The following is a 12,090-nucleotide window of genomic DNA, read 5'->3' on the forward strand; positions in this document are numbered from 1 at the left end:
ATCTATTTATATCGACTGTAACAAAGCAGGTGCTGCTCCGTAAACGTCAGCCAGGTAAGTGCGTGCTTGTATCAATACACATATCTTGTCAGGGGGAATGTAGTAATTTACAGGTGTCCCATCTTACTATACACCAGTCTACATTTCCGCCAACAGCTGTGGCGTTATCAAATGATACAGAGCCTGAGTCGACGTGGAAACTGCTGGGACAATAGCCCAGTTGAGCGATTTTTCAGAAGCTTGAAAACCGAATGGGTGTCTGAAATCGGCTATCGCACATATGAGGAAGCGAAGTACCACATCACGGAGTATATTATTGGATACTATAGCCAATTCAGGCCACATACTCACAACGATGGATTGGCACCCAGGGTAGTTGAGCAACAGTATTGGAATGCGCAGAAAACCGTGGCCAAAATGATTTGACCACTACAATCATGGTAGCACTGCTGACAGATTTTCTTCTGTTACCGCCGTTGCTGATGAAGGTCGATGCGTCCGAGCTTATAAAGCATTCGTAAAGTTAAGGAAACTCTGATTGATTCTACCATCATCAAATAGTCAGGCGGATAAGTCATGAGCCAAAAAAAGACTCGCTGAATGAAATATACTAACAAGTCTGCTGATATACCTCGTATTGATGTGCACCTTTATAATTTCCAGGATCTTTTTTCACATGAACTAGCCCTATCGAATTTACTTACTGTTAAGGAGTTGTCCGAAACGCGACGTATGCATTTTTTACATGATCGCCTATGTCGGAGGCTTTCTCAGACAATGAAACGCTTGTTGCTTGGTGATTATCTGGATATCGCCCCTGATAAGGTAAGTTTTGCCCTTGGGCCTTGGGGGAAATCTACAGTTGATACACACACAATATTCTTTAATGTTAGTCACACACGCATGCAGTTGGCAATTGCCATTGCGAACTGCCCTATTGGAATAGATATTGAAATGAGTCATTCAAAATTAAAAATAGATGCGCTGATGAGGTCGATTCTGCATGCTGATGAGGTGGAATCCATCGCTGGATTACCAATTGATGCGATGCGGTATAAGTTTATGCGCTTATGGACAGAACGGGAGGCTTTTCTAAAAGGAATTGGCCGAGGTCTATCTCTGCCACTCACTGACTTTCGATTTAAGTCCGTAAGTGCTTGTGTAAAAGGCGTATATAAGACAAAGGATAATAGTAAAGTAGGATGGTTTACCCACTATTTAGGCCAATTTGGAGAACATTGCGCCTCACTTGCATGCGAAACGGATCTCTGCAATATTCAATTGCATACGGATATTGATCTAGTAATTAGCAGTTAGTGTTCGATATACTGATTACGTCTGTAAATAATATAAACTGCAAGAAATAAATCAAATCCAATACATAGGTTAGGGTACCATGAGGGGACGAAAAAAATATGCTCACTAGAATGGAGGCCTATATCCCATATAACATGTGCAGCCCATCCGAGAGCAAGGAACCAAATTGACTTTTTTATTCCTAGATAAGCAGCTATAGCAAATATAGCAACTCCCAGAAGTTCTATTATTGCCCATTCTATTTCTGAGTTAAAGATGGCGAAAAAGACGTATATAAAAGCTACCGCAACCAATCCAAGGCCAAGTGTTTTTTGCCATTTCTGATGGGGTAGTTTTTCAAGCAAATAAATAAAAGGTACAGCTAGTAATATTCCTAGGATGATAGCAATCACGTTCTATAAGGTGTGCCAAAAAAGTTACCTGATTACCTATAAACCTCACATATCTTGTCAGGGGCAATGTAGTAATTTACAGGTGTCCCATCTTACTCCCTGTTGTTAAGCTAGCAAACAGGTAAACTGCGTTGCGTGCCTTCTGCGCTCCGCTTGGACATCTGGCTGTCACGCAGCCAGACACCTGTCGCCAAGGCGTAAGCGTAACGAGTTAGCCAAAAAAGTGGGCACCCGGGCTTCCCCAATTTGATAGCCTATCTGAAACTGCCGGTGTCAAACAACAAAAATGATTATCCAATTAACCCGAAGATCAACGCGCCACTAAAGATATGTAACCCGAGATTTACGGCATGCAACGTAATGCAGGAGATATATTAATAAAGACAAGTCCTTTGTATTATTACCAGGACGATATTTGCGTATTCTGCTGACATGTTGAGTATTGAACTACTGGCTGACCATCCTGAAGCTATTCCTATCCTCAAGGATCTGTTCGAGTCGGAATGGGAACCTTATTATGGAAGATCCGGTCCGGGTGATGCGGAAGCGGATTTGAGGCGCTCTGCCAATCGAAGTCAACTGCCGATTGCGGTGGTTGCTGTTGAAAATGGCACTTTCTGTGGAACGGCTGCATTGAAAATGGAGTCGGTGACCACCTATCAAGACTATTCGCCATGGCTTGCCGCTCTTGTTGTCGCTCCGGCCTATCGCAATCGGGGGATTGGCGAGCAGCTGATCATTAAAATTGAACAGCTGGCCAAAACGCATGGATACAGGGAAATCTACGTTGGCACCGGTAAATCATCGGGTATGTCCGAGGCTGCGCTGAAGAAAAGAGGATGGAAGTTTTTGGATAAAAGCGATTATTTTGTTTCTGAAGTATGTGTGCATGTAAAAATACTTTAATTCCTGTCGGCCGTCTTACTGAGGAATTACCCAGGTCACGACACTATTTCTATTTCTCCATGCACTGCTCGATAACGATCCGGTTATAGGCCGCAGCGTATTCCGATGCGCGTTGAATGAGTTTCAGGTGGGTGTCGCCAAACACGGTATCGGTGGAGCCCTCCAGATAGCGGATGCCACAGATACTCTTGGCCTTGGAGATCAATCCCGGTTCTATGCCGGGCAAAATGGTTGTACGGGAGGCCATGGCCATCAAGCGTTTGTCACCCTTGCCCAGTGCCTCGGCCGCACTTTTGTCCGGGTTGGCGTCCTTTACCCACAACAGCGACTCAACCGCTTTTTTCTCTTCAGGTGAGAGTTGACTCATATCGATACCTTCCATCTCCTGGCAAGCGGTGAATACGAGTGCAAGAAGTAGCAGCAAAATGGTTGATTTCACCTGGTCTCCTCAACTACGAGTTTTAACACAACAGACCCCAGGCTCCATAGTATGACGCCAGTGACCGCGCCGTAAAGATGGGCGTCGACGATTACGCTTCCCGCGGCCAATGATTCACTGCCCGGCAAAGGGCCCTGCCACTGTTCCCAAATCAGCTTTATAACAACAAAGGTCAGAATGAAAAAAGAGACACCCGGTTGCTCCCTCAGCTGTTTCAATGCCCCCCAACACAACAGACCATGCAGCACACCGGACAGACCTCTATACCAGGTGACTTCGGGTGAGAACAGCCACAACCCGATGCTGGTGCCGAGGATCAGCAGAACAAGCAGGATCATACAGCGCAGTGGTGGCTGGGTTTTCGGAAACAGGGCCAGGATAAGCCAGAAACCGGCCAGGTTCATGATCAGATGTCCCCAGCCAAGATGTGTCAGATGGGCGCTGAAGAGACGCCATAACTCACCATCAGTGATATGAATACGCTGGTACTGTAGCTTGGTTATGAACGATTCCGGCAATAGGGCGATCAGCACACAGACAAGACTGAAAAGCAGTGGGCAGATGTGTCGCCGAAGTATGGATTCTGCCTTCACCCCAGATTATCCTGCCGTTCCGCAAACCGGGCAGGCGGGATCGGCGGTGAGGCGCAGGGTGCGCCACTCCATCTCCAGGGCATCCAGCAGCAACAACCTGCCATGCAACGTCTTGCCGGCCCCGGTCAGCTGCTTGATGGCTTCAATGGCCTGCAGGCTGCCGATCACGCCGACCAGCGGGGCGAGCACACCGTTTGCGGAACAGGTCTCATCCATCTCTCCCTCATCCGGATAGAGGCAGTGGTAGCAGGGCCCTCCCGACTCGCCGGTGAAGACACTGATCTGGCCCTCCATGCGGATTGCGGCGCCTGAGACCAGGGGTGTTCCCGTCTCGTAACAGGCCTTGTTGATGGCGAAACGGGTTGCGAAGTTGTCGGTGCCGTCGAGTATAAGGTCGGCCTTTTCTATCTGCTGCCTTAGGTCGGCTTCATCCAGTTGTTTGGGTACGGTCTCCACCCGGCATTCCGGGTTCAGGGCCAGCAGGGACTCGCGGGCAGAATCCACCTTCAGGTCGCCGATACGGTCAGTGGTATGCACGATTTGCCGTTGCAGATTGGTCAGATCGACCTGGTCGAAGTCGACCAGCACCAGGGTTCCCACACCCGCTGCAGCCAGATACATGGCGGCCGGGGAGCCGAGTCCGCCCAGGCCTACGATGAGCACCCGGGCATTGAGGAGTCTCTCCTGCCCTTCGATGCCGATTGAGGGAAGCATGATCTGTCGGCTGTAACGCAGCAATTGGTCATCGTTCATTGTGAATGGGTCCAGGCTCTAATGTGGCGGCTGAATGGTTACAGGGATATAGACCATCTGTCGAGTCCGAAAGTATAGAATCCGGATCGGTCAGAGGTATTTACGCCAATGTTCCGGGCGTTGATCCCGTAGCTTGTGATTCATGCGTTGATACCGGTCGGCGAAGATCATGCGGGTACATTTGGAGTCGCTTCGGTTGCAACCCAGATTGACCCGTTCGGTCTCTTCCGTGTAGTGATAGAGGGCGCGTTTGAGGCGATAGAGCAGGCGGTTGTCGATATGCAGACCCATTGCCGTCAACCCTGTCTCTATCTGTTCCAGGGAGACCTCTATTAGCTGATAGCTGACATGTAGATGGGTTGCGGAGCAGGGGGTAGCTTTCAGAATACCCTCCACATCCGCAAGCAGCAAAGCCGCAGTCGCAGCCTGATTGGGGTCCGGGTGGAGTTCGGCAAAGTGAATGTCCCGGTTTTTCACTAAGTCGTGAGGGTTATCACCCATACATGGCAATCCTAACTAATGCGCTGAAATAATCAAGCAGGCGGACTGGACGTTGCCATACCTCATAGCGTCTCGTTCCCACCCTACGCCTAGTTACGAAAGAGATTTACAGTCGAGCGCTCATCGTCGCGGATTCATGCCAGTCATTTGATCAGAGGGTACGGTTTGGCTCGCCGCGCGGTTTGTCTAATCATTTGTCTCTTTACCAATGAGGTGGCTGAGCGTCAGGTACCAGTTGTGCCCATTATTCTCGATGCCTAATAGCTGGGCTTCAGTGACTCGGGGGTGCCCGGATAGGTCTGGATGGGTCGCTATGTGGGTGAAACCTGCGGATTGCAGCAGGTTTTGCACCGCATCCGCCTGTTGATAGCCATGCTCCAACAGGAGCCAGCCATTTGGTTTCAGATAGCCGGCGCTGACCTGGCGGATGATGGTTCTGATGGCGTTCAAACCATCACTACCCGAGATCAAAGCCTGCTCCGGTTCCCGTGGTAGATCCCCCTGGTGGAGATGCTGATCGCCGGCCTCGATGTAGGGGGGATTGCTTACGATCAGGTCATAGGTTTCATCTGCTGGCAGTGCCTCGCACCAGCTGCCATGGAGGAAGGTGATCCGGTCAATCCCAAGCCGTTGGCTGTTCTCTCTGGCTTGCGCCAGTGCCTTGGCTGAAATATCGGTGGCAACTATTCCCGCATCCGGCAGTTCGCCCGCCAGCGCCAGGGCAATGGCGCCACTACCGGTGCCGAGGTCAACAATCCTTGGCCGGGATATATGCTGGAGGTGATGGAGTGAGCGCTCCACCAGCAACTCCGTTTCGGGGCGGGGTATGAGGGTGTCGGGATTGACCTCCAGCGACAGGGACCAGAACTCCCGCGTTCCCGTAATGTAGGCGATCGGTTCATGAGACAGCCGCCGTTCCACCAGCTTCGTGTATTGTTGATACTGATCGGAGGGGAGTTCCAATTCCGGCCAGGCATACAGATAGCTGCGCGGTTTATCGAGGATGTGGCATAACAGCAGGGCTGCCTCCAGCTCGGAATTGACACCGGGAAGTGTGTTGAGGGTCTGTTGTGCCGATTGCAGGGCCTGTTGCAGGGTGGTCATGGCGTGTCCCGGCCATTTCAGGCTTCACCCATGGCGGCCAGGGCCTCCACCTGCTGTTCCCGCAGCAGGGGTTCTATGACCTGGTCCAGGGATCCGGTCATCACCTCATCCAGCTTGTAGAGGGTCAGATTGATACGATGGTCTGTGAGTCGGTTCTGAGGGAAGTTGTAGGTACGGATGCGTTCCGAGCGGTCGCCGCTGCCGACCTGGAGTTTACGCGAGCTGGCCTGCTCGTTGACGATCTTTTCCTGGGCCTGGGAGAGCAGCTTCGCCTGCAGCAGTGACATGGCCCTGGCCTTGTTCTTGTGCTGGGAGCGTTCATCCTGGCACTCCACCACGATGCCGCTGGGCAGGTGGGTCAGGCGTACCGCCGAGTCAGTTTTATTGACGTGTTGCCCGCCGGCACCGGAGGCGCGATAGGTGTCGATGCGCAGATCGTTACTATTGATATCCACATCGTCAATCTCCTCCGCTTCGGGCAGTATCGCCACGGTACAGGCGGAGGTGTGAATCCGTCCCTGGGATTCTGTCTCCGGAACCCGCTGTACGCGATGAGTTCCAGACTCGAATTTCAAGCGGGAGTAGACGGCATTGCCGCTGATACGGCACACCACCTCCTTGTAGCCGCCATGTTCGCCCGGGCTCTCGCTGATGGTTTCGGTCTGCCACTGCTGGGTCTCCGCGTAGCGCAGATACATGCGGTAGAGGTCGCTGGCAAACAGTGCTGCCTCGGCACCGCCGGTACCGGCACGGACCTCGAGAAAAACATTCCGCTGATCGTTCGGATCGGCAGGTATCAGCAGCAGTTGCAGTTCCGGCTCCAGACGCTCCTTGGTCTCTTGTGCCGCGGCCAGCTCCTCCTTGGCGAGTGGTGCCATTTCGGGGTCGTCCATCATCTCCTGGGCGGCCGCTACATCCCCTTCCGCATCCACGTAGTCCTTATAGGCCTCAACCACCGGCTCCAATTGGGCATACTCCCGCCCCAGATCGCGAAACTGGTTCTGATGGCTCTGAATTTCCGGATCGGCGAGGAGTGCGGTGATCTCTTCGAAGCGCTCTGCGATCCGGTCCAACTTGCCGCGCAGTGAAGGCTTCATGATTTGTTTTCTGATTTATTGAGCTGAAAAAGCGTATTGGCCGCTTCGAGCAGCTCCACCTGTCCGTTGAATCCGGCCTGACGCATCTGGGCGCTGGGATTATGTAATAATTTGTTGGTGAGGGTATGTGCCATGAATTGCATCACCTCCTCGGGAGACTTACCCTTGGCAAGCTGCTGCAGGGCCTTCTGCATCACTTCATCCCGCAACCGTTCGGCATAGCTGCGATAATCCTGTATCAGTCCCACGGCATCCAGGGAGCGCAGCCACCCCATATATTCCCCAACATAGTGATCGATGATCTCCTCCGCCTGTTCGGCTGCCTCCTCCCTGGAGCGCATGTTCTCCTGGATCACCTCGTCCAGATCATCCACCGTGTAGAGATAGATATCACTCAGATCCGCCACTTCCGGCTCGATATCCCGTGGCACGGCGATATCGACCATGAAGATCGGGCTGTGTCTGCGCTCCTTGAGGGCGCTTTCGACACTCCCCTTTCCCAGTACCGGCAGGGGACTGGCGGTGGAGGAGATCACGATATCCGCCTCGGCCAGGTGTCTGCTCAATTCGGTCAGGGCAATGGCGTAGCCGTCGAATTGTGCCGCCAGGTTGTGCGCCCGCTCCACGGTGCGGTTGGCGACGATGATGCGCCCGATTCCGTGCTGATTGAGGTGACGGGCAGCCAGTTCGATGGTCTCGCCCGCGCCGATCAGCAGGGCTGTCTGTTTCGACAGATCGCTGAAGATCTGTTTGGCCAGGCTGACCGCTGCAAACGCCACCGATACCGGGCTGTTGCCGATCGCGGTATCGGTACGGATCTGTTTCGCGGCGGAGAAGGCATGCTGGAAGAGTTTGAACAGCATTTTACCGGTGGTTCCGGCGTCGGTGGCAGTCTGGAAGGCGGCCTTGACCTGTCCCAGGATCTGCGGTTCGCCCAGTACCAGTGAATCCAGGCCACAGGATACCCGCAGCAGGTGTTTGACGGCATCCAGCCCGAAATGGCTGTAGAGATAAGGGGAGACACGGTCCTCACCTATGCCGTGAAAGCGGCTGATCCAATCAGCCAAAGGCTCATGGTCCTTTTGATTGATGGAGCAGTAGACCTCGGTACGATTGCAGGTGGAGAGTATGACTGTCTCCTCGACCGCCGGATTTTCCTGCAGGCTGCGCAGGGCGCCGACGATGATATCGGGCCCAAAGGTGACCTTCTCGCGGATATCCACGGGGGCGGTTTTGTGGTTGAGTCCTAGGGCGATTATCGACATCCGATACCGGGGGTGATTTCTAAACAAAAAGGAAATTTTGTTATATCAAGGAGTTGAATTCAAGCTAAAATCAATTTCCACGTTCTCTGCCGCCTCTGAATTGCGCTATTTTGACCAGTTCAGCTTTAAGCAGATCTTAATCTTTGACGTCCATGATTGACAGGAGCTAAATGATCGGAGACTAAACTGAGGATGACATTTAAGGTTAACCCCGATTGCTAAATGACCGGGTTCTCTGTTATTAATGTGACTTCAAAAACAAGAATACACTGAATAAGAAATACCTAATTCAATAATATTTGGGGCGGATCTATCCCACAAAACCGTCCATTACAGGAGGATCACTATGCAGGTGCAAAAGTTCGTGTCCGCGGCAATCACCGGCGGTTTGCTATTTTCCGGCAGTGCCATAGCGGGTGTGGCTAAAGATCTGCCGTTGCCCAGTGGCACGCCGGACGCCAACACCATTGCGGATCAGGTCTATTTCGTCAACCATTTCTATGCCCTGAAGAATTTTGGTATCACCAACAACAACAAGGATCCCAAACGGAGTAACCGGGCAATTCCCGGCAAGATCACGGTCATCGTCAATAAATCTGCCGGCAGTAAGCCGACCACCATCACCGTAGAGCGCTATCTGAATAACGAATACAGCGATGGCTCCACCAATGCGCAGGATATCGCTATCTTTCGCTCCGGTAAGCTGAAAGGCACCGGCATGTTGATCACTGATTACGTCGATGACAACAAGAGCCAATCCTACTCTATCTGGCTGCCGGCGCTTCGTAAGATACGCCGATTCGCAGAACCGGCCCACGACGATGCCTGGGGCGGCACCGACTTCACGTTTGGTGACGTGACCCTGCGCAAACCCAAGGACGAGACACATGAGCTGTTGGGTACTGAAACCTTCAACGACTGCCTTGGCGCCATCGATAAGGCGGAATCGAAGAACAAGTATCTTCCCAACCCGCCGGATGCGGCCTGCGACCATAAGGGTAAAGAGGTCTACAAGCTGAAGAGCACCACCAAGCGGGAGAATTGGTGGTACGACCATCGTGTGAGTTATGTTGATACCAAGACCTTCGCCGACTATCGAACCGAATATTTCAAGGGCGGCGAAAAGGTTAAAGTGATCGATCGTGACTGGAAGTCTCTCGATAAGGACGATCCACGTGCCCAATTTTGGGGTTACTGGTACGGCAAGACCTTCTCGACAGGTCTTGAAACCTGGGCAGTGATCCCCAAGGAGATCGTACAGCACGACCAGGGATGGCAGTCCGATTTTTGGTCAGAGAAGACCCTGAGAAAAATAAAACGCTAAACATAAAATGGATGTGCCTGCTGTGCAGGCACATCCAACAAAAACCGGCTTGCCTGGAATTGGCGGCCATACACATCATCGAATCCGGCAAAGAGTGACTATGAGGGCTGCCGGCTATCGTTGAACCCGGGAGGAACCATTCATGTTCAAACGCTGTAAGTTGCATCAATCGATCCTGCTTGCCTTGATTTTACCCAGTGTCGCCATGGCTGAAGTCGAGATTACTGGTTATCTGAAAAATGAAACATCCGTCTTTACACGCGATGGTCAGGTGACCGGCGAGGCAGACACGATGGTCGATGAGAGAGGTCACGACAAGGGGGATTTGCTGAAATTCGAAAACTCCGCCCGAATTTTCATGAATGGTTACCTGGGTGAAGAGAGTAGCTGGCATGCCGATCTGAACTTTATCTATGACTCCGAAGGGGTCAATGACACTTACAAGGGGCATGAGCTTTATACCCAACACGACTATGTAAGAGAGCTCTATGTGGATACCTCGCTGCTTGGCTGGGATCTGCGCTTGGGCAAACAGCAGGTCGTTTGGGGTACGGCTGACGGCATCAAACTGCTGGATATCATCAATCCAACCGATTTCCGCGAACTGAATCAGAATGCCATGGAGGATTCGCGGATTCCGATCTGGATGATCAATGCGGAGCGTAATATCGGCGATAACAGCAACATACAGCTTATTGTCTCGCAAGTGGAAGAGAACAAGATCCCCGGTCTCAATCCCGATGGCGGTGCCGGTCATCCATTCCTGATGAAGGGGGTCGAGACGATCAGCGGACAGGTGAACGGCTTTTTCAATGTCGCACCAGCGCTAAGTAATGTGGCGGCTACGTTCAATGGTGCCGCGATGGGCGGTGGCTTTACCGGCGGCATGATGTTGCCCGTGGGGTTGAACCTGTTCGCCGGCCTGACCGTAGACGGTTTTGCCGGTAACTTCTGGGATGCGGTAACCACACCGGGATTGTTGAATCCGACGGTACCCACCGACCCGGTAGCTGCGCCCGGATGGTTCCTGTTGAACGCCTTTACCCAGTTCGGTTTCACTGGCCAGCCCGGTTTTCCCGCAGGTCTCAACGATCCTAATGGTAACTTCGGCACCACCAACCTGATGCCGATTACCGCTTTCAATGCCCCGCCGACGCCGGCGGATGTGACCTGGCAGCCGGGGGAGGCAAGCTCCGCCTTCGAATTTATGTCGAATGCGACCTTCGCCACATTCAACACCTTCACCAGCTTCAGTCCGACGGCGCCGACCGGCCTGACCGGCACCACCAGCGAGTGGGTGCGCGACTATCCGGATGACAGCGACATGAATGCCGGTTTCCGTTTTCGCAACTCTACCGACGGCGGTCTAAACTGGTCATTCAACTACTTCCACCACTATGGCGCCAATCCGGATCTCGATCTCAGCTGGCGAAATACTGCCGGGGATGAGTTGACTGTGCAACGTGCGCCGACCCTGTTTTTCGATACCAACGGTACGCCTGGACCACAGCAGGACGATACCTTCATCCCGGATGTGGCAACCAGCTTGACCCGGGACGAGGCCAGGGCAAACTGGGATATGGGCAATGCCACCACGATCCTGGTCCACGATGGAACCGGTTCCACTTACTATGGTGCGTTGGATCCAAGCGCCGTGCTGCCGGCATTGGCTGACGGTAGTCCATTCAATGAACCGCCGGCGATGGGTGCGGGTGCGCCGATCCTGCGCTTCACCGAATCACTGCATCGGGTCAACAGCGTGGGTGCCTCATTCGACTACGCACTCGATATGGGCGATATCCCGCTGGTGCTCAGAGGCGAGTTCCTCTATGACGAGGGAGACAAGCAGCCGGTTATCGATAAGTTTCTGCTTTCGATCGGCGATCTGACCAATGCATTGAAAATGGAGGATGCCGACTACTTCAAGTATGTTCTGGGGGCGGATATCACGGTGGCCACCAACCTGCTTGTCAGCGGTCAGTTCATCCAATTCCGCAATCTCGATTTTGTGGATGAGAAAGACACCTGTATGACCCAGACCGGCACAATGGTGGATTGTAGCCGCTATACCGCGGATTTCCCCACCATGAGTCTCAGCAATGGCCTGATGAAAGGGTATGAGGACAAGGAGTTCTACTCGCTCTTTTTCTCCAAGCCCTTCGGTGATTCCCAGGAACACCGCTGGAACAATATCTTTATCTACGAAGAGGGTGGCGGCAAATGGAACCGTCTCGATATCGAGTACACTTTTACCGACACAATTCTCGGCTCAGTGGAGTGGAACAACTACTGGGGTGATGAAAACACCACCTTCGGTCAGTTTGAGAACAGTTCCAACTTCCAGGTCGGTCTGAAGTGGATATTCGAATAACGCCAACAACCACCGACCAACGTCGAGC

The 12,090-nt window shown here is 52.6% G+C and carries 12 protein-coding genes and 1 pseudogene; 5 read left to right on the top strand and 8 right to left on the bottom strand.

Annotation, left to right across the window (positions count from 1 at the left end):
- Positions 1-129: 129 nt before the first annotated feature.
- Positions 130-426 (top strand): annotated as a pseudogene (locus tag CODIS_RS06150) (integrase core domain-containing protein); the annotation flags it as partial.
- A gap of 174 nt (positions 427-600) precedes the next feature.
- The gene (locus tag CODIS_RS06155; protein WP_069122343.1) at positions 601-1,317 is read left to right on the top strand and encodes a 4'-phosphopantetheinyl transferase family protein; all 717 of its coding nucleotides are present in this window, start codon (positions 601-603) and stop codon (positions 1,315-1,317) included.
- On the opposite strand, the gene CODIS_RS21695 is transcribed toward CODIS_RS06155, so the two are convergent.
- Positions 1,314-1,709, bottom strand: coding sequence for a DUF6010 family protein (locus tag CODIS_RS21695; protein WP_069122346.1), 396 nt, complete (start codon positions 1,707-1,709; stop codon positions 1,314-1,316). The genes CODIS_RS06155 and CODIS_RS21695 overlap by 4 nt on opposite strands.
- Before the next feature lie 432 nt (positions 1,710-2,141).
- Between CODIS_RS21695 and CODIS_RS06165 the strand changes: the two genes are divergently transcribed.
- A complete protein-coding gene (locus CODIS_RS06165; protein ID WP_069122348.1) occupies positions 2,142-2,615 on the top strand; it encodes a GNAT family N-acetyltransferase in 474 nt (157 codons plus the stop codon).
- A gap of 49 nt (positions 2,616-2,664) precedes the next feature.
- Here the strand turns inward: CODIS_RS06165 and CODIS_RS06170 are convergent, their stop codons facing one another.
- The 7 genes from CODIS_RS06170 to hemA form a co-directional block, all read right to left on the bottom strand.
- A complete protein-coding gene (locus tag CODIS_RS06170) occupies positions 2,665-3,054 on the bottom strand; it encodes a glutamyl-tRNA amidotransferase (RefSeq protein WP_235615143.1) in 390 nt (129 codons plus the stop codon).
- Positions 3,051-3,647: a rhombosortase gene (gene rrtA / locus CODIS_RS06175; RefSeq protein ID WP_083220585.1), complete on the bottom strand. Its 597-nt coding sequence runs from the start codon at positions 3,645-3,647 to the stop codon at positions 3,051-3,053. The genes CODIS_RS06170 and rrtA overlap by 4 nt, the downstream gene beginning before the upstream one ends.
- Before the next feature lie 6 nt (positions 3,648-3,653).
- The gene (locus CODIS_RS06180) at positions 3,654-4,400 is read right to left on the bottom strand and encodes a HesA/MoeB/ThiF family protein (protein ID WP_069122351.1); all 747 of its coding nucleotides are present in this window, start codon (positions 4,398-4,400) and stop codon (positions 3,654-3,656) included.
- Between the two features lie 90 nt (positions 4,401-4,490).
- Positions 4,491-4,901 (bottom strand): hypothetical protein, encoded by a 411-nt coding sequence (locus CODIS_RS06185; RefSeq protein ID WP_069122354.1) that lies wholly within the window; start codon positions 4,899-4,901, stop codon positions 4,491-4,493.
- A 186-nt stretch (positions 4,902-5,087) separates the two neighbouring features.
- Positions 5,088-6,005 carry a peptide chain release factor N(5)-glutamine methyltransferase gene (gene prmC / locus CODIS_RS06190; RefSeq protein ID WP_069122357.1) on the bottom strand — a complete coding sequence of 306 codons (918 nt, stop codon included), beginning with the start codon at positions 6,003-6,005 and terminating at the stop codon, positions 5,088-5,090.
- 17 nt (positions 6,006-6,022) lie between these two features.
- Positions 6,023-7,102, bottom strand: a complete 1,080-nt coding sequence (prfA, locus tag CODIS_RS06195) for a peptide chain release factor 1 (protein ID WP_069122364.1) — start codon at positions 7,100-7,102, stop codon at positions 6,023-6,025.
- Positions 7,099-8,367 carry a glutamyl-tRNA reductase gene (gene hemA, locus CODIS_RS06200; RefSeq protein ID WP_069122367.1) on the bottom strand — a complete coding sequence of 423 codons (1,269 nt, stop codon included), beginning with the start codon at positions 8,365-8,367 and terminating at the stop codon, positions 7,099-7,101. The genes prfA and hemA overlap by 4 nt, the downstream gene beginning before the upstream one ends.
- Positions 8,368-8,713: 346 nt before the next feature.
- On the opposite strand from hemA, the gene CODIS_RS06205 reads away from it, so the two are divergent.
- Positions 8,714-9,691 (top strand): outer membrane lipoprotein-sorting protein, encoded by a 978-nt coding sequence (locus tag CODIS_RS06205; RefSeq protein ID WP_069122370.1) that lies wholly within the window; start codon positions 8,714-8,716, stop codon positions 9,689-9,691.
- Between the two features lie 142 nt (positions 9,692-9,833).
- Positions 9,834-12,062 carry an RNA polymerase-associated protein rapA gene (locus CODIS_RS06210; RefSeq protein WP_069122372.1) on the top strand — a complete coding sequence of 743 codons (2,229 nt, stop codon included), beginning with the start codon at positions 9,834-9,836 and terminating at the stop codon, positions 12,060-12,062.
- The last annotated feature ends 28 nt before the right edge of the window (positions 12,063-12,090 follow it).

Source organism: Candidatus Thiodiazotropha endolucinida, from assembly GCF_001715975.1.
In the GTDB taxonomy this organism is placed as follows: domain Bacteria; phylum Pseudomonadota; class Gammaproteobacteria; order Chromatiales; family Chromatiaceae; genus Thiodiazotropha; species Thiodiazotropha endolucinida.

Bases quoted from the DNA above. Each gene is read 5' to 3' on its own strand.
- prmC (WP_069122357.1), bottom strand. From the start codon at position 6,005: ATGACCACCCTGCAACAGGCCCTGCAATCGGCACAACAGACCCTCAAC.
- CODIS_RS06180 (WP_069122351.1), bottom strand. From the start codon at position 4,400: ATGAACGATGACCAATTGCTGCGTTACAGCCGACAGATCATGCTTCCC.
- hemA (WP_069122367.1), bottom strand. From the start codon at position 8,367: ATGTCGATAATCGCCCTAGGACTCAACCACAAAACCGCCCCCGTGGAT.
- CODIS_RS06165 (WP_069122348.1), top strand. From the start codon at position 2,142: ATGTTGAGTATTGAACTACTGGCTGACCATCCTGAAGCTATTCCTATC.
- CODIS_RS06210 (WP_069122372.1), top strand. From the start codon at position 9,834: ATGTTCAAACGCTGTAAGTTGCATCAATCGATCCTGCTTGCCTTGATT.
- CODIS_RS06205 (WP_069122370.1), top strand. From the start codon at position 8,714: ATGCAGGTGCAAAAGTTCGTGTCCGCGGCAATCACCGGCGGTTTGCTA.
- prfA (WP_069122364.1), bottom strand. From the start codon at position 7,102: ATGAAGCCTTCACTGCGCGGCAAGTTGGACCGGATCGCAGAGCGCTTC.
- CODIS_RS06185 (WP_069122354.1), bottom strand. From the start codon at position 4,901: ATGGGTGATAACCCTCACGACTTAGTGAAAAACCGGGACATTCACTTT.
- CODIS_RS06155 (WP_069122343.1), top strand. From the start codon at position 601: ATGAAATATACTAACAAGTCTGCTGATATACCTCGTATTGATGTGCAC.